At 67.0% G+C, this 17,115-nt stretch carries 15 protein-coding genes; 9 read left to right on the forward strand and 6 right to left on the reverse strand.

The window, feature by feature from the left end; all coding sequences use genetic code 11:
• Nucleotides 1-221 precede the first annotated feature (221 nt).
• Both V7S63_RS19420 and V7S63_RS19425 read right to left on the reverse strand, forming a co-directional pair.
• Nucleotides 222-656, reverse strand: coding sequence for a helix-turn-helix domain-containing protein (locus V7S63_RS19420; RefSeq protein WP_336531405.1), 435 nt, complete (start codon nucleotides 654-656; stop codon nucleotides 222-224).
• A gap of 466 nt (nucleotides 657-1,122) precedes the next feature.
• Nucleotides 1,123-1,884, reverse strand: coding sequence for a GntR family transcriptional regulator (locus V7S63_RS19425; protein WP_336531406.1), 762 nt, complete (start codon nucleotides 1,882-1,884; stop codon nucleotides 1,123-1,125).
• A gap of 17 nt (nucleotides 1,885-1,901) precedes the next feature.
• Here V7S63_RS19425 and V7S63_RS19430 point away from each other — a divergent pair, with 17 nt between their 5' ends.
• Both V7S63_RS19430 and V7S63_RS19435 read left to right on the forward strand, forming a co-directional pair.
• Nucleotides 1,902-5,312, forward strand: a complete 3,411-nt coding sequence (locus V7S63_RS19430; protein WP_336531407.1) for a molybdopterin-dependent oxidoreductase — start codon at nucleotides 1,902-1,904, stop codon at nucleotides 5,310-5,312.
• A 39-nt stretch (nucleotides 5,313-5,351) separates the two neighbouring features.
• Nucleotides 5,352-6,791: a short-chain fatty acid transporter gene (locus V7S63_RS19435; protein ID WP_336531408.1), complete on the forward strand. Its 1,440-nt coding sequence runs from the start codon at nucleotides 5,352-5,354 to the stop codon at nucleotides 6,789-6,791.
• A gap of 21 nt (nucleotides 6,792-6,812) precedes the next feature.
• Here the strand turns inward: V7S63_RS19435 and V7S63_RS19440 are convergent, their stop codons facing one another.
• Nucleotides 6,813-7,682: a LysR family transcriptional regulator gene (locus V7S63_RS19440; protein WP_336531409.1), complete on the reverse strand. Its 870-nt coding sequence runs from the start codon at nucleotides 7,680-7,682 to the stop codon at nucleotides 6,813-6,815.
• A gap of 174 nt (nucleotides 7,683-7,856) precedes the next feature.
• Here V7S63_RS19440 and pdxA point away from each other — a divergent pair, with 174 nt between their 5' ends.
• Together pdxA and V7S63_RS19450 are read left to right on the forward strand one after the other, a co-directional pair.
• Complete coding sequence (gene pdxA, locus V7S63_RS19445; RefSeq protein ID WP_336531410.1) at nucleotides 7,857-8,894, forward strand: 4-hydroxythreonine-4-phosphate dehydrogenase PdxA; 1,038 nt, start codon at nucleotides 7,857-7,859, stop codon at nucleotides 8,892-8,894.
• Nucleotides 8,887-9,558 carry a 4-hydroxythreonine-4-phosphate dehydrogenase gene (locus V7S63_RS19450; RefSeq protein WP_336531411.1) on the forward strand — a complete coding sequence of 224 codons (672 nt, stop codon included), beginning with the start codon at nucleotides 8,887-8,889 and terminating at the stop codon, nucleotides 9,556-9,558. Before pdxA ends, V7S63_RS19450 begins: the two co-directional genes overlap by 8 nt.
• Before the next feature lie 13 nt (nucleotides 9,559-9,571).
• On the opposite strand, the gene V7S63_RS19455 is transcribed toward V7S63_RS19450, so the two are convergent.
• Nucleotides 9,572-10,600, reverse strand: a complete 1,029-nt coding sequence (locus V7S63_RS19455; RefSeq protein ID WP_336531412.1) for a GlxA family transcriptional regulator — start codon at nucleotides 10,598-10,600, stop codon at nucleotides 9,572-9,574.
• 105 nt (nucleotides 10,601-10,705) lie between these two features.
• On the opposite strand from V7S63_RS19455, the gene V7S63_RS19460 reads away from it, so the two are divergent.
• The 5 genes from V7S63_RS19460 to V7S63_RS19480 are packed head-to-tail and all read left to right on the forward strand — an operon-like array spanning nucleotide 10,706 to nucleotide 15,508.
• Complete coding sequence (locus tag V7S63_RS19460; protein ID WP_336531413.1) at nucleotides 10,706-11,749, forward strand: ABC transporter substrate-binding protein; 1,044 nt, start codon at nucleotides 10,706-10,708, stop codon at nucleotides 11,747-11,749.
• A gap of 31 nt (nucleotides 11,750-11,780) precedes the next feature.
• Entirely contained in the window at nucleotides 11,781-12,836 is a 1,056-nt protein-coding gene (locus V7S63_RS19465; RefSeq protein ID WP_336531414.1) for an ABC transporter ATP-binding protein, read from the forward strand.
• Complete coding sequence (locus tag V7S63_RS19470) at nucleotides 12,836-13,669, forward strand: ABC transporter permease (RefSeq protein WP_091832520.1); 834 nt, start codon at nucleotides 12,836-12,838, stop codon at nucleotides 13,667-13,669. The genes V7S63_RS19465 and V7S63_RS19470 overlap by 1 nt, the downstream gene beginning before the upstream one ends.
• 1 nt (nucleotide 13,670) lies before the next feature.
• Nucleotides 13,671-14,459, forward strand: coding sequence for an ABC transporter permease (locus V7S63_RS19475; protein ID WP_336531415.1), 789 nt, complete (start codon nucleotides 13,671-13,673; stop codon nucleotides 14,457-14,459).
• Between the two features lie 35 nt (nucleotides 14,460-14,494).
• Nucleotides 14,495-15,508, forward strand: a complete 1,014-nt coding sequence (locus tag V7S63_RS19480; RefSeq protein WP_091832526.1) for a proline racemase family protein — start codon at nucleotides 14,495-14,497, stop codon at nucleotides 15,506-15,508.
• A gap of 34 nt (nucleotides 15,509-15,542) precedes the next feature.
• Here the strand turns inward: V7S63_RS19480 and V7S63_RS19485 are convergent, their stop codons facing one another.
• A complete protein-coding gene (locus tag V7S63_RS19485) occupies nucleotides 15,543-16,406 on the reverse strand; it encodes a hydroxymethylglutaryl-CoA lyase (RefSeq protein WP_336531416.1) in 864 nt (287 codons plus the stop codon).
• 2 nt (nucleotides 16,407-16,408) lie between these two features.
• On the reverse strand, nucleotides 16,409-17,113 hold the full coding sequence (locus V7S63_RS19490; protein ID WP_091834252.1) for an ABC transporter ATP-binding protein: 705 nt from the start codon (nucleotides 17,111-17,113) through the stop codon (nucleotides 16,409-16,411).
• Nucleotides 17,114-17,115 lie beyond the last annotated feature (2 nt).

The following is a 17,115-nucleotide window of genomic DNA, read 5'->3' on the forward strand; positions in this document are numbered from 1 at the left end:
GGGTGGAGCAGCCCGGTAGCTCGTCAGGCTCATAACCTGAAGGTCGTCAGTTCAAATCTGGCCCCCGCAACCAAATCAATGAAAAATGCAAAAACCCGCAGAGAGAAATCTCCGCGGGCTTTTGCCGTTCTGGGCGAAGAAGCACAAAGCGCCTAGCGAGTGGCCGTGCCGAAACCTCGCGCCTCTAAAACCTCTGCGATCTAGGTCCCCCGGAGAGCGCTCTAGGCGCCATTCTGTTCGCTCAGCAGTGTTTGGTATAAATCCCGGAGTTTCTGCCGGTCTGCCGGGTCTTGAATCCGGCCAAGATCGAGCTTTATCTGCTCGCCTTGTTGACCCTCGGCATCCTCTTGGACGTCGATAGGCAGATCCACCAGATAGCCGGCCTGCCCCTTCATCATAAAACCTTCTTTCCCCTGTTCGGCAGATTCGCTGTCAGGACGCATGAAGCTTCGAGCGCTCACGCCCCAAAGATCTTCAATCGTGACTACGACTTCAAACGGAATCTTATTCCTTCCGGCTTCATACTGCGAAATTTGCTGTTGCTTGACTTCAATGCGCTCCGACAAATGCTCTTGAATCAGGCCTGCGGCGTGCCGATACGCCTTCAAAAAGGCCCTCGCGCTGTCGTTGGCTGGCCCTTTACCCGTCCTCGGCATGCTTCCCCCGGAGCCGCGAGGCTAAAAGGGAGCGTTTCAGGGCGTGTCAAACAACTGATTTCAGGTCGTAGTATAGAACTGAAGCAATTTTAGGTTGAAGTTGGGCTGCTTATGCCCGTTCACGGCGGCGCGTCCGATTGCAATCTTGGCATGTTGCCGCGAGGGCCTGCAGACCGATGCCGGCGTCCTCGCAGATGATCTCCTCGGGTGAAGCCTTGATGAGGGATAGGCGCCACAGATTGCTGCAGTGATGTCGTCCGCCGAATCGAGCCCTCCGCCACGTCGTCATCCTCCCGGTTGCAGTAAGTGGGCGACGGTTTGCTGAGACCTTCGTCGCCTTCTGCGGGTTCTGAAGAGTGCAAAGTGTCGGAGCGCTCCGGGCAGCCTGCGACCGTTACACGGCGATGCGTCGACTGACTCCGGTTCGCCTGACGCAGACGCGGCGCCGATAGGGCGACGACCGGCTCTATTCGGACTGAGCGTTTCTCTGCGCGATCGCTTCAGTGAAGATCGGCTCCCAGGCCATGACATGGCTGGTCATCAGAGCCTCGGCTTCGTCCTCCAATCCCTGCCGGATCACTTCGATGATGCGGTAATGCTCCGGCACGGACGCTTTCTGCCGCTCCAGGCCATGGGCTGAGCGGATGCCGTAGAGCCGCATCCGGTCGCGCAGGCGCAGGACGATGTCGGCCAGGACCTCGTTGCCGGCGAGTGCGAGCAATTCCGCATGGAAGGCTCGGTCGGCGGCGAGATAGCGCGGCACGTCGCCGGTCTCGACGGATTCGGCGACGGCGTCGGCCTGCGCCTGGAGTTCAGAGATATCCTCAGTCCCCATCCTGACCAGCTTGCGGAAGGCAGAGGCTTCGAGCTGCCTGCGCACCTCGAAGATGCCGCGCAACTCGTCGAGCGAGGGATCGACGACCCGGAAGCCGCGATTGCGCATCGGCTGGAGCAGCCCGTCCGAGGTGAGCTGGAGCAGGGCCTCCCGGATCGGCGTCGTCGAGATGCCGAGCGTGCGCGCCAGCGACGGGACCGAGCAGACCGTGCCCGGCTGCATCTCGCCGGAGACGATCGCGATCCGCAGTTGATCGACGACCTGTTCGCGCAGATTGGCGTCTCCCGAGATCAGCTGCATCCGTTCCCCGCCTTGCGCCGCATAGTTGATGCTCTCTGCCATGATCGCCCCGGCTATGACCAGTCGCATCTCGGACTTGAAGTAGCGCGTCACGCGTAATACACTACCTTATGTCCGATATGCGGAATGCCGAAATCAAAGAGGGCTATTGCACCCTGTGCCGCTCCCGCTGTGGTTCGCTGAACCATGTGCTGGACGGGCGTCTCGTCGCGGTTTTGCCCAATCCGGCCCATCCGACCGGGGCGGCGCTCTGCGCCAAGGGGCGGGCAGCACCCGAGCTGGTCGACAGCCCGCTGCGGCTGACTAGGCCGTTGAAGCGCACCACGCCGCGTGGCGCCGAAGCGCCGGACTGGGTCGAGATCGAGTGGCCTGAGGCGCTCGACACGATCGCCGAGCGGCTCGGCACGATCCGAAGCGAGACCGGCGCCGAGACGGTCGCCTTCGCGGTGACGACGCCGAGCGGCACGCCGATGGTCGACAGCTTCGAATGGGTCGAGCGCTTCATTCGCTGCTTCGGCAGCCCCAATCTGATCTACGCCGTGGAGATCTGTGGCTGGCACAAGGATTTCGCCCAGGCCCTGACCTATGGCCGCGGCATCGGCGCGGCCGATTACGACAATGCGGACGCCATCGTGCTCTGGGGACACAACCCGACGCGGACATGGCTGGCGCAGGCGACCCGCATCGCCGCCGCGCGCAAGCGTGGCGCGACCGTCGCGGTGGTCGATCCCAAGCGCGGCGGCGCCGGCGAGGGTGCCGATCTCTGGCTCGGCATCCGCCCAGGTGCGGACGGGGCGCTGGCCATGGGCGCGATCCGCCATCTCCTGATGAATCGCAGCTATGACGACGCATTCGTCCGGCAATGGACGAATGCGCCGATGCTGGTCGATCTGTCGACCGGGCGTCTGCTGCGCGCGCAGGATCTCCGGGCAGACGGCGCGGACGATGCCTTCGTGCTGTTGCGGCCGGATGGTTGGCCGCAGGCCTATGACACCCACGAGGCGCTCGAGCGGCCGCAGGACATCGTCCTCGACGGCGAGGCGACGCTGCAAGGCGCGGACGGTAGAGCGATCGTCTGCGCCACCGTGCTGCGGCTCCTGGCGCGCGAGGCCGCCGCCTTCACGCCGGAGCATGTCGCCGGGATCACCGGGCTCGCGATCGACGACCTCGCCAGCTTCTACGGTCTGTTCGAGGGGGCGCCCCGGCTGGCTTATCATTCGTGGACCGGCGTCGGCCAACATTCCAACGCGACCATGATCGAGCGCGCCATCGGCACGCTCTATGCGCTCACCGGCGCGAGTGACCGCATCGGCGGCAATGTCTGGACGAGCGCGCCGCCTTTCCGCACCGTGAACGACTATGGCCTGCTGCCGGAAACCCAGCGCCGCAAGGCCCTCGGCCTCGCCGAGCTACCATTGGGCCCGCCGGCAAAGGGCTGGATCACCGCCCGCGATTTCTGCCGGTCCGTGCTCGAGGGCGAGCCCTATCGCGTCCGCGCATTGATGAGCTTCGGCACCAATTTCGTGGTGTCGCAGGGCGATTCCGCGCGCAATCGCGCCGCGCTGCAAGCGCTCGAATTCCATGTTCATGTCGACATGTTCATGAACCCGACCGCCGAGCAGGCCGACATCGTCCTGCCCGCCAGCATGCCTTGGGAGCGCGAGGCACTGCGGCTCGGTTTCGAGATCACGCAGGACGCGGTCGAGCACATCCAGCTGCGCCAGGCCATGGTGCCGCCACGCGGCGATGTCCGGGCCGACTACGACATCGCCTTCGACCTCGCCTGCCGGCTCGGCCATGCGGAGGAGTTCTTCGGCGGTTCTATCGAGGCCGGCTGGAACCACCAGCTCGAACCGCTCGGGCTGAGTGTCGCGCAACTGCGGGCCCAGCCGGGCGGCATCCGCGTGCCGCAGCCCAACCCGGAGCGCAAGTACGCTGCGATCCGCACGGAAGACGGGGCTGCCGGTTTCCCTACGGCGAGCCGCCGGGTCGAGATCTATTCCGAGCAGTTGCTTGCGCTCGGCCATCCGGCGCTGCCCTGCCATGTCGAGCCGGCGAGCGCAGCCGGGCGCCCGGCCGAGCTGCCGCTGCTGCTTTCGACCGCAAAATCCGGCTGGTTCGTCCACTCGTCGCACCGCCATGTCGCTTCGCTCAGGCGCAAGGCGCCCGATCCATCGGTCGAGCTCAGCCCGGCGGACGCTCAGGCGCGCGGCATCGTCGCCGGCGACTGGGTGATCGTGCGCACGCGCGACGGCGAGGCGAAACTGCGCGCCAAGCTGGAGCCGACGCTGCCGGCCGGGACCGTGATCGCCGAGTTCGGCTGGTGGGAAGCCTGCACGCCGCTCGGGCGCCCCGGTGGGGCGGTAACGGGACCGGCAACGCGCAACATCAACGCGATCTTGTCCGACCGCGATCGCGACCCGATCAGCGGCTCAGTGCCGCTCAGGGCGGTGGCTTGCGAGATCATCCGCGACGAGGCCGCCTCGCGCGGCTGGTGGACCGGAGAGCGTGCCTTCCGCATCGTCTCGCGCCGGCACGAGGCCGAGGATGTCCTCGCCTTCGGTCTCGCTCCCGTCGATGGCGGGTCGCTGTCCGGTTTCCTCCCCGGCCAGCATGTTGAGGTGACCGAGCCCGGAACGGGATTGTCGCGTAGCTATTCGCTGACCGGCCCGACCGAGAATCCCGCCGAATACGAGATCGCGGTCCGCCGGATCACGGCCGGCACCGACGGCATGCCGCCCGGCCGGATGTCGACGCGGCTGCACGAGCTGGAACCCGGCAGCATCGTCACGCTGCAGCCGCCGGCGGGGATTTTCACGCCGCCCTTGACCGGCACCCGCCCGGTGATTCTGGTCGCGGCTGGCGTCGGTATCACGCCTTTCGTCGGCTATCTCGCCGCGCTCGCTCGGACCCTGCCGGAGCAGCGCCCGCCCTCGGTCGAGCTGGTTTATATCTGCCGCAATGGCGCCGAGCAGCCTTTCGGTGACTGGCTGTCGACGATCGCCGGGCGAATTCCGGAGCTGCGAGTGATCCGGGCCTTCACCCGGCCGCGACCACAGGACCAGCTCGGTCGCGATTTTGACCATGCCGGCCGGCCGGACATTGCAGGGCTGGGCCTCGTTCCTGGGGCGCGCCGGCCGCTGGCCTATCTCTGCGGGCCCGACGGTTTCGTCGCCGACACCCGGGCCGCTTTGGCGAGCATTGGCCTACCGGGCTTCGACGTCTTCAGCGAGGTCTTCGTCTCGCAGATCGACATTCCCGCCAATCTGGCGCCGCGCCGTATCGTGCTGCAGCGGAGCGGGGCATCCTTCGACTGGTCAGTACAGGCCGGCAGCCTGCTCGATGCCGCCGAGGCGGCCGGGCTGTCGCTGCCGAGCGGCTGCCGCAGCGGCCAATGCGAGAGCTGCCGCCTGCGTGTCGTCTCCGGCACCGCCAGCCACTTCTCGCCCCATGACGGCGAGCCCGACGATTGCCTGACCTGCTGCGCGGTGCCGCTCAGCGACCTCGTTCTCGACGCCTGACTGTAAACCAACGGCGGCTAACCGCCATAAGAGGGGACAATGACAGATACGATCCTGAACGAACGCGCGGCGGCGCCGCGCGAAGGCGTCCTCGTGCGCCTGTCGCAGACCATGGTGGCGTTCTCGGAACGCTGGTTTCCGGACGCCTATATCTTCGTCCTGCTGGCGACGGTGGCGGTCGCGCTCGCGGCGATCGCGCATGGCGGCTCGCCGGTCGCAGTCAGCACCGCCTTCGGCGAAGGCTTCTGGAGCATCATTCCCTTCACCATGCAGATGGCGCTGGTCGCCATCGGCGGCTACATCGTGGCGCTCTCGCCGCCGGTCGCGGCGCTGATGCGCCGGGCTGCCGCAATGCCGAGCACAGGCCGCGGCGCCGTCGTCTTCGTCGGCGTGGTCAGCATCCTGCTCTCGCTGGTCAACTGGGGCGTCAGCCTGATCTTCTCCGGCCTGCTGGTGCGCGAGATCGCCAGGCGCAAGGACATCCGCCTCGATTATCGCGCGGCGGGCGCGGCCGGTTATCTCGGGCTCGGCTTCGGCTTCACCCTCGGCATCAGCTCCTCGGCGGCGCAGCTCCAGGCCAATCCGGCGAGCATCCCGCCCTCGCTGATGCCGATCACCGGCGTGATCAGCTTCTACGAGACGATCCTGACTTGGCAGAACCTCTTGGTGATCGTGGTTGGCACGGCGCTCTCGGCGGCGATCTGCTACTACACCACCCCGTCCGACGCTACGGCCCGGACCGCCGCCGACCTCGGCGTCGACCTCACCGACGTCAAGGCCGAGCAGAAGCCGACGCGGCCGGGCGACTATCTCGAATTCAGCCCGCTCCTGACGATCCTGATCGTCGTGCTGGCCGCCGGCTGGTTCTACGAGACCTTCAAGTCCGGCAATCCGCTGATCACGATGTCTGGCCTCAACACCTACAACTTCGTCTTCCTGCTGGTCGGCGCGCTGCTGCACTGGCGGCCGCGCAGCTTTCTGGTCAGCTTCTCGCAGGCGATGCCGAGTGTCGCCGGCGTGCTGCTGCAGTTTCCGTTCTATGGCGGCATCGCCTACATGCTGACGCGGGTGAAGGCCGAGGGCGCCTCGCTGTCCGACACCATCGCTCACTGGTTCGTCAGCCTCGCCAGCGATGCCAGCGTGTTCTCCTTCATCGTCGGCATCTATTCGGCGATCCTCGGCTTCTTCATCCCCTCTGCCGGCGGCAAATGGATCATCGAGGCGCCCTACATCATGAAGGCGGCCAACGAGATCGGCTCGCATCTCGGCTGGACGGTGATGGTCTACAACATCGCCGAGACCCTGCCGAACTTCATCAATCCGTTCTGGATGCTGCCGCTGCTCGGCGTGCTCAAGCTGAAGTCGAAGGACCTGATCGGCTACACCTCTATGCAGTTCTTCATCCACTTCCCGGTGGTGATGCTGCTCGCGGTCGCGCTGATGCACACCTTCACCTATCGCGCGCCGGTCATGCCCTGAGCGAGCGGGGGCCCGTTATCCTCAGAGCGCTGCGGCCTGGGTCATGAGCCAGGTCCGCAGCGCCGACAGGTCTTCGCTGATCGCCGAAGTCCGGGGCTGGATGAGACCATAGGTGGTTCCGTCCGCAGTGAAGCCGGCCGGTGCTTCAAGTCGTCCTGCTTTGACCTCGCTTGCCGCGATCGCTTGCGGCGAGAGAGCCACGCCGAGGCCGCCGAGTGCGGCCTCGAGCATCAGGAAATGATGGTCCAGCAGCCGGACCGAACGGGGGCGAGGCGCGGTCGGCTGCCCCTCAAGCCAGGCCTGCCAGGCCTGCGGCCGGGTTCGTGATCCCAGCGCGACATAGTCGCCGCTGTCGAAGGTCCCGCGCAGCGATGGCGGCATCACCGGGCCCACGCGCTCTGGCATCAGCGCCGTGACCGCCCAGCCCGGATCGAGCGCGAAATCCAGCCGCCTGATCGCGACCGTCACCCGTTCGCGCTCGAAATCCAGTGCACCTCCACCCGTCGACAGATGCACCTCGATCGCCGGATAGGCATCCTGGAACTCGGACAGGCGCGGGATCAGCCAGCGCATCGCCAGGGATCGCTCGCAGGACAGGACGATCGGGGCCGGCGCGGCATCTGTCCTGATCGCAGCGAGCGCGCCCGAGATCAGGCCGAGCGCCTGACCCGTCGCCGACGCCAGCGTCTCGCCGCTGGCCGTCGGCCGTACGCCGCGCCCATCCGCTTCGAGCAAGGCCACGCCGATATCCATGCCGAGCTTCGAAACCCGTCGGCTGACAGCACCATGCGTCAAGGCGAGCTCGATCGCGGCGGCTCGCACGGACCCGAGCCGAGCTACCGCCTCCAGGGCGCGAAGATCGTCGAGCGAGGGAATCTCGGTGCGCTTCATTGGTGATCGATTATCACCAGTATCTGTCAGATCATATGGATTTTCAGTGCGGACAATTCTGGCATCCTCACGGGCATGAAGATGCGGGATTCTGCGCAGACCGGCATCGCCACGGAAGGCGCCAACGCCGTTTCTCGGGCGTGGCAGCCGGCTTGTTCTGCTGGAGAGAGCCCGATGAGATCGACAGCCCTGCCTATCGCGATCACCATGGGAGATCCGTCCGGCATCGGGCCGGAGATCGTCGCGAAGCTGTTCGTGAGGCGAGTGGCCGAAGGCACATTGCAGGGAGAAAACCGGGCGCGGCCTGCGATCGTGATCGGGGATCCGCTGGTCATGCGCCATGCCCTGACCCTCCTGGGCAGCACGCTCCAGCTCCGGACGGTCGCGGCGGTGAGTGAGGCTACCTGCGAGCCGGGCACGATCGATGTCCTCGCATCCTCCCACCTCGACGCGCCTCCTCCGCTCGGCACCGTCAATGCGAGAAGCGGCAAGGCCGCGTTCGATGCGATCGCGCTGGCCATCGAGCTGGCTGCAGCCGGGCAAATCGCCGGGATCGTCACGGCGCCGATCCACAAGGAGTCATTGTCGGCCGCAGGCTTCGGCTACCCCGGCCATACCGAAATCCTGGCCGATCGTGGCAAGGCGGGCCGTGTGGCGATGATGCTGGCCAATGACGAGATCCGGACAGTTCTCGTCACGATCCACTGTTCGCTGCGCGAGGCGATCGAACGCGCCGATTTTGCCGCGCAGATGTCGGCCATTCGCCTCGCCCATGCAGGCGGGAAGGCGCTCGGCTTCGCAGCGCCACGCATCGCCGTCGCCGGGCTCAACCCCCATGCCGGGGAGGGCGGTCTGTTCGGCCGCGAGGAAATCGAGATCATCGCCCCGGCGGTCGCGGCGGCGCGGCGCGAGGGGATCGATGCGAGCGGTCCCTGGCCGGGCGACACCGTCTTCATGCAGGCGCGCGCCGGCCGTTTCGATATCGTCGTGGCGCAGTATCATGATCAGGGCCTGATCCCGGTCAAATATCTCGGCCTCGACAAGGGGGTGAACATCACGCTCGGCCTGCCCTTCATCCGCACCAGCCCCGATCACGGTACGGCCTTCGACATCGCCGGGCAGGGCATCGCGGATCCCGCCAGCCTCGAAACCGCTTTCGACTATGCGTGCCGCCTCACGGCCGCGCGCGACCAGGATCATCGCCATGGCTGACCTCGATTTCATTTTTATGCTGACGCGCCATGACCGGACGGTGCCCGACGCTGCCGGGCATGTCGCGACCGCGCTCGCCGCCGGCATCCGCCATATCGGCTTCAAGGATGTCGGATTGCCGCTTCCCGCGCTCAGGGAACTCGGCCGCATGATCAAGGCCGGCGGTGCGGTAAGCTATCTCGAAGTCGTCTCGCTCGATCGCGCCAGCGAGATCATGTCGGTGCGCGCAGCCATCGATCTTGGCGTCGACCATCTGCTGGGCGGAACGCATGTCGACGATGTCCTGCCGCTGCTGCGCGGCACCGGCATCCGCTACTATCCCTTCCCGGGCGAGATTGCGGGCCATCCCAGCGTGCTGAACGGCTCGATCGACGAGATCGTCGCCAGCGCCCGCGCCATTGCGAGCCGGGACGGCGTCAATGGGCTCGACCTGCTCGCCTATCGCTCCGGCGCCGATGTCCCGGCGCTGATGACGGCCGTCTGCGGAGCGACGGACAAGCCGGTGATCGTTGCGGGCTCGATCGACCGGCCGGAGCAGATCGAGGCGGTTCGGCAGGCCGGCGCCGCTGGGTTCACCATCGGCACGTCGGCGCTCGAGGGCCGCTTCCCGGCGCGTGGGACCGGGCTGGAGGCGCAACTCGCAGCGATCGCCGCCTGCCTCTGACAGGCGGGACGTCTCAGCCGGGCTGAGCCTTCTGCCGCAGGGAGCGCGGGGTTTCGCGGAAGGCGGCCTTGAAATCCCGCGAGAGATGGGCGCTGTCGGCAAAGCCCGCGCCCATGGCGATGTCTGTGAGCGAGCGCTTGCTGTTCAGGATCAGCCATTTCGCATAGTCGAGCCGCAGCTTGCGCTGGAAGGCCGCCGGGCTCTGGCCGAGCGAGGCGCCGAACAGGCGCTCGAGCTGGCGCGGGCTGACGCCGACATAGCGCGCGACCGCGGCGATCGGCGGGGGATTGTCGAGCCGCTGCTCGATGAACTGCGCCGCCTGCTGCACCCGAACATCGAGATTGGGCGCCAGCTCGGCGTAGAAATGCGCCTGCGGCATCTCGGCCGGGCGCATGTCCTGCAGCATCATGTGCCGCATCGCCTGTTGGGCCTTGTCGCGGCCGCAATGGCGCGCGACGAGATAAAGGCCGAGATCGATCGCGGCGGTCGAGCCGGCGCAGGTGATCAGGTCGCCCTCGTCGATGAAGAGCCGCTCGACCCCGGCCGAGACCTTGGGAAAGCGCTCCTTGAAGGCGTCGAGCACGTTCCAGTGCACGCAGACCCGGCGCGGGCCGGCGAGGCCGGCCCGGGCGATGGCGAAGGTGCCGGTGCAGATGCCGAGCAAACGTACACCCGACGTCGCCGCCTGGCGCAGATAGCCGAGCAGGCTCTCGGGGAGAGCGTCGTTGAGATAGTCGTTGCCGCCGCAGACGGCGAGATAGTCGAAGCTGGCGGGGTCGAGCAGGCCGGCATTCGGCGTGACCGAGACGCCGCAGCTCGAACGCCGCGGCTCGCCGTCGAGGCTCATCACCGTCCAGCTGGCATGGAGCTGGCGGCTGCGCCCGCCATGATCCGCAGCCAGCCGGAGCACGTCGATCAGCCCGGAGAACGCGGCGAGCGTGAACTGGTCGAGCAGCAGGAAGCCGATCCGCAGCCGCGAGACCGGCGCTGCGGCGGTCTGCGGCCGGTCGCTGGCGGGGTGATGGAACTGGGCGGTGCTCATGTCGTGATTATTCAAATTTTGGGCCGGCGCATTCTAGTGCGTTTTGTGGCCCGCGCGCCAATGTCGCTACAGAAGCGCAAAGACGCTCGGCAGAGGAGAACGACGATGACCCCAACCGTCCGGCTGGCCACGGCCATGCTCGCCACCACCCTGCTCACCGCCCCGGCGCTGGCGCAGCAGCCCTCGTCGATCACCGTCGCCTGGTATGGCGGCAATTGGGGCGAGGCCTTCAAGGCTTGCGTCGCCGAGCCCTTTACCAAGGCGACCGGTATCGCCGTCAATGCCGAGATCGGCACCTCGACCGTCACATTGGCGAAGCTGCAGCAGCAGAAGGCGGCGCCGACCATCGACGTCGCCTGGATGGATGGCGGCATCAGCGAGCTCGCCCTCGCCGCGGAGGTGACCGACACTCTCGACCCGGCGGCGATCCCCAATCTCGCCAACACCCTGCCGGAAGCGATCTACAAGAGCGGCGCGACCACCTATGCGGTCGGCACCGGCTACTACTCGCTTGGGCTCACCTACAACACCCAGAAGGTAAAGACCGCGCCGACCTCCTGGAACGATCTCTGGAAGCCGGAGTTCGAGGACGCCGTCACCATTCCCTCGCCGGCGAATTCCTCCGGCGTGCCCTTCGTGATGTTCCTGTCGAAGATCTGGGGCCATCCGGCCGGCGACCTCGCTCCGACCTTCAAGAAGATCAAGGAGCTCAAGGCCGCGCTGTTCTTCGATTCCTCGGGCGCCGCCACCAACGCCTATCAGAGCGGCGAGGCGATCATCGGCGCGCATTTCAACGTCGGCGCCTGGGATCTCGCCGACAAGGGCCTGCCGATCGGCTTCGTCGTGCCCAAGGAGGGCGCCTGGGCGACCGATGCGCGCCTTCATCTGGTCAAGGGCACGCCGAAGAAGGACGCGGCCGCCAAATTCATCAACCAGGCGCTGACACCGGAAGCCTCCGGCTGCCTGGCGGAAAAACTCTATCTCGGCCCGTCGGTGAAGAACGTCACGGTCAAGCTCGAGACGGCCCGCAAACTGCCCTGGGGCGAAACCGGCTCGGTCAAGAACCTGCAATTGTTCGACTGGGCTGAGATCAACGGCCTGCGCTCGCGCGTCGTCGACGAGTGGAACCGGCAGATCGCCCGCAAGTGAGCTGATGGCAACGAGCATCGCGAGCCGCAGCATGAGCCCCATCCTCGCCATAGACGGCCTGTCCAAGCATTTCGGCGGACAGGCGGCGCTGACGGCGATCGACCTTGCCGTCGAGCAGGGCGAGTTCATCGCCCTGCTGGGGCCCTCGGGCTGCGGCAAGACCACGCTGCTGCGCTGCATCGCCGGCTTCCTGACGCCGGAGGCCGGCACGATCCGGCTCGCCGGCGAGGACGTGACGCGGCTGCCGCCCTATCGGCGTCCACTCAATACGGTGTTCCAGAACTACGCGCTCTTCCCGCATATGAGCGTCGCCGAGAACGTCGCCTATGGGCCGCGCCGGCAGGGCGTCGCCAGGGATGAGGCGGCCAGGCGCGCTGCCGAGGCGCTGGAGCTTGTCGGCCTTTCCGGCTTCGGCGAGCGCCTGCCGGCTCAGCTTTCCGGTGGTCAGCAGCAGCGCGTCGCGCTGGCCCGCGCCATCGTCAACCGGCCGCAATTGCTGCTGCTCGACGAGCCCCTGAGCGCGCTCGACCTGAAGCTGCGCAAGAAGGTCCAGAGTGAGCTAAAGCAGATCCAGCACCGGCTCGGCATCGCCTTCCTGTTCGTGACGCACGATCAGGACGAGGCGATGAGCATGGCCGACCGGATCGTGTTGATGAATCGTGGCCGCATCGAGCAGATCGGCCGTGGCCAGGACATCTACGCCCGCCCGGCGACCCGCTTCGCTGCCGATTTCATCGGCGATGCCAACCTGCTCGCGGTCGACAGGCGCGGTGATGACAGCGTCTCGCTGCTTGGCGGCGTGATCACTTTGCCGGCTGCCGATGCGCCGCAAGGCACCCTGACCGGCGTGCTGCGGCCCGAGGACATCCTCGTCACGACCGAGCCCGTCGCCGAGCGCCTCGCCTTGCCGGCCGTCGTCTCCGAGATCGTCCATGTCGGCAGCCATGCCTCGGTCGGACTGACCGTTGGAGATACTACGCTGACCGCCCGGCTTGCCCCGTCCGCCCTCGCCGGGATGAGCGCCGGCCAGGCCGTCTTCGCCAATATCCGCCTCGTCGACATCAGCCTCGTGCCGGGGGATGCGTGATGAGCGGAGTGCCGCGCCCGGTCCTGCTGCTCTGCGCCCTGCCGGCGGCCTTCTTCGTCGCCTTCTTCCTGGCGCCGATGGCGGTCGTGCTGATCGCGAGCCTGACGACGCCGGCCGGCCAGCCGACCTTCGCGCACTATGTCCGCATCCTCGCCGACACCTATCACTGGGACGTGCTCTGGGTGACCTTCCGCATCGGCGCGCTGACCACGCTGGTCTGCGTCCTGATCGGCTATCCGCTCGCCTGGTATCTCGTCCGCATCGTCAAATGGCGGCCCTGGCGCCGCTTCTGCGTGATCCTCCTGGTCGTGCCGCTGTTCACCAGCAACATCGTGCGCTCCTTCGGCTGGATGGTGCTGCTCGGCCGCAATGGCCTGGTCAATGACGGGCTGATCGGGCTCGGCCTGATCGAGCGGCCGATGCGCTTCCTCGGAACTGAGCTCGGCATCCTGATCGGCCTCGTCTACATTCTACTGCCCTTCATCGTGCTCGCCGTCGGCAACGCGCTCGCCAAGGTCGATCCGGCGCTGGAGCATGCCTCTGCCGATCTCGGCGCGACGCCGGCCGGCACCTTCCGGACCATCATCTTCCCGCTCAGCCTGCCCGGCCTGATGGCCGGCGCTGTCATGGTCTTCATGCTGGCGGTCAGTGCCTATGTCACGCCGGCGCTGCTCAGCGGCGGGCGGATCACCGTCTTCTCGATGCTGATCTTCCAGCAATACAGCTCAGTCTTCGACTTCAACTATGGCGGTGCGCTCAGCATCACCATGCTGGTGCTGACGCTGGCGCTCGTCGCCATCGCCGGGCGCCTCAGTGAACCGAGGAGGGCGTGAGATGGTGTCAGCTCTCGTCCGGATCGTCTCCTTCGCCGCGCTCGCCTATCTCGCGCTGCCGCTTGTCGTCCTGGTCGGGGCGTCGCTGACCACGACCAGCTTCCTCGCCTTCCCGCCGCAGGGACTGACGCTCGCCTGGTACGGCAAGATGCTCGGCGATCCCTCCTATGTCTCCGCCTTTCTGATCAGCACGCTGCTCGCCGTCGCCGCGACCATCGTCGCCGTGCTGCTGGCGGTGCCGGCGGCGATCGCCATCGCCCGCTATCGCTTCACCGGCCGCCGTCTGCTCTCCGAGACGCTGATGTCGCCGCTGATCCTGCCGCATGTCGTGCTCGGCGCGGCGCTGCTGCAATACGGCAGCGCGATCGGCCTCGTCCGCAGCTTCCCGGCGCTGCTGGTCGGGCATGTCGTGATCATCATGCCCTTCGTGCTGCGGGCCGTGCTGCCGCAGCTCAGCGAAGACCAGCGCAGCCTGGAGGACGCCTCCGCCGATCTCGGTGCCCGGCCGCTGACCACCTTCTTCCTGGTGACCTTGCCGCAAATCCGCAGCGGGCTCGTCAGCGGTGCGATCTTCGCCTTCATCGCCTCCTGGATCAATGTCGAGCTCAGCATCTTCAACACGACCGCCGAGCTGACCACGATCCCGGTCAAGCTGTTCAACTACGTCCAGTACACGATCGACCCGACCATCGCCGCGGTCTCCGGCCTGACGATCATCGTCGCCGCCGTCGTCATCGTGCTGCTCGACCTCACCATCGGCCTCGACGTGCTCTCGGAGCGACGCCGCTAACCCCTTCGACCCACTGCTTTCCCAAGGAGCCGCACATGCGCCAGCAGAATGTCTTCGACGTCGTCTACACGCATACCGAGGGTGAGCCCCTCTGCATCATCCATAGCGGGATTCCGTACCCAGCCGGATCGAGCATCCTGGAGAAGCGCCGCTTCCTCGAGGAGAACTATGACTGGCTGCGCTGCGCCCTGATGCGCGAGCCGCGCGGGCACAAGGACATGTTCGGCGTCTTCCTGACGCCGCCGTCGAGCCCGGAGTTCGATGCCGGCCTGATCTATATCGACGGCACCCAGTATTCCCATATGTGCGGTCACGGCACGATTGCGGTCGGCATGGCGATGGTCGCGCTCGGCCTCGTCCGGCGCGGCGAGAACGGTCGTACCACCATCCGCTTCGAGACCACCGCCGGCCTCGTGACGGCCGAGGTCGCCAATGACGGTCCCGACGTGCTCTGGACCCGCTTCGAAAATGTGCCGGCCTATGTCGCGGCGCAGGATGTGCCGTTCGATCTGCCGGGCGTCGGCTCGCTCAAGGCCGACATCGTCTGGGGCGGCAATTACTTTGGGATCATCGACCTACGCGGCACCTCGCTCCGGATTTCGCCGGAGAACGGCTCGGAGCTCTCGCGTCTCGGCATCATCGCCCGCGAGCAGCTCCGCCAGAAGGTCGCGATCCAGCACCCGGCCTCGGCCCATATCAACAACTTCAACTTCGTCACCTTCTGGCACGAGCCGACGATCGAGGGCGCCTTCTACAAGAACGTCCACGTCTTCTCGGCCGGCCAGCTCGACCGCTCCCCCGGCGGCACCGGCACCAGCGCGATGATGGCGATGTACGAGGCGCGCGGGCTGATGAAGATGAACCAGCCGATCCGCTCGGAAGGCCTGCTCGGCTCCGGGACCTTCGAGGGCTGCCTGATCGGCGAGACCAGCCTGAACGGTACCCGCGCCGTGCGCCCGACCGTGAAGGGCACCGCCGGCCTGCTCGGCACCGCGCGCTGGACGATCAACCGCGACGATCCGGTCGACGCCGGCTTCCTCGTCGCCTGACAGGCCTCGTGCGGGGCGGCGTCCGGCCGCCCCGCTATTCGGCCGAGGCCGCCCGGCGGCCGGCGATCCATTCAGCCGTTGCCTCGAGGCAGGCGCGATCGATCCCGGTCGCGATGCTCCTGGCCTCGAAATGCGCGACCAGCCGTTCGGTCGCAAGATTTCCGGCGGCGCCGGGCGCATAAGGGCAGCCGCCGAGACCGCCGACCGAGCCATCGAAGACGCGCAGGCCCAGCTCCCAGGCCGCCGCGACATTGGCGATTGCGCGCCCGGAGGTGTCGTGGAAATGGCCGGCGAGCATCATTGCCGGTGCCCGCTGCAAGGCGGCTTCGACCATCGCCGCCGTCCGTTCCGGCGTGCCGCGACCTAGTGTGTCGGACAAGGCGATCTCGTTGCAGCCGAGCGCCAGCAGCTCGGCCGTGACTGCCGCGACTGCCTCGGGCGCGATCTCTCCTTCATAGGGGCAGTCGAGCGCGCAAGAGACATAGCCGCGCACCGGCACGCCGGCACGGCTTGCCAGCGCCATCACCGGCCGGAAGCGCTCGATGCTCTCCGTGATCGAGCAATTGGTATTCGTCCGGCAGAAGCTTTCGGAGGCCGCGGTGAATACGGCGAGTGCCTGCGCGCCAGCAGCGAGCGCCGCCTCCGCTCCCTTCTCATTGGGGACCAGGGCGGAATAGGTCACGCCGGGTCGCCGATCGACGCCGCGCATCACCGCCTCATGATCGGCCATCTCAGGCACCCAGCGCGGCGAGACGAAGGCGGTCGTCTCGATCCGCGACAGGCCGGCATCGGCGAGCCTCCCGATCAGCGCGAGCTTATCCGCCGTGGCGATCCCGGCCTTCTCGTTCTGCAAGCCGTCGCGCGGGCCGACCTCGACGATGGTGACGCTGTCGGCCATTGTCAGGCGCCCAGATAGGCCGAGCGGACGCGCTCGTCGCGCAGCAGCTCGGCGCCGGTGCCTTCGAGCGTGATCGCGCCGGTCTCGATGACATAGGCGCGGTCGGCGATGGCGAGCGCCTGATTGGCCATCTGCTCGACCAGCAGGATCGTCATGCCCTCCTCGCGTAGCCGACGGATCACGGCGAAGACCTCGCGCACGATCAATGGCGCCAGGCCGAGCGAGGGCTCGTCGAGCAGCAGCAATTTCGGCCGCGCCATCAAAGCGCGGGCGATCGCCAGCATCTGCTGCTCGCCGCCCGAGAGCGTGCCTGCGAGCTGGTCCTGTCGCTCGGCAAGGCGCGGGAAGACGGCGAAATAGCGCGCGATATCGCTGGCGATGCCATCCTCGTCGCGACGCGCATAGGCACCAAGCACGAGATTGTCGCGCACGCTCTGGTCGCCGAAGACCAGGCGCCCTTCCGGCGAATGGCCGATGCCGAGCCTGACGCAGTCATGCCCGCGGATGCCGGTGATGTCGCGTCCCTCGAAGCGGATCGCGCCGCCAGCGACCTTCACCAGCCCCCCGATCGCCCGCATCAGTGTCGACTTGCCGGCGCCGTTGCCGCCGATCAGCGTCACGACCTCGCCTTGCCCAACCTCCAGCGAGATGCCCTTCAGCGCCTCGACCGCGCCATAGCGGACCTTGAGCCCTTCGATCGCGAGCATGG

It is taken from the genome of Allobosea sp. CCNWLY174 (assembly GCF_037120455.1).
GTDB lineage: Bacteria > Pseudomonadota > Alphaproteobacteria > Rhizobiales > Beijerinckiaceae > Allobosea > Allobosea lupini.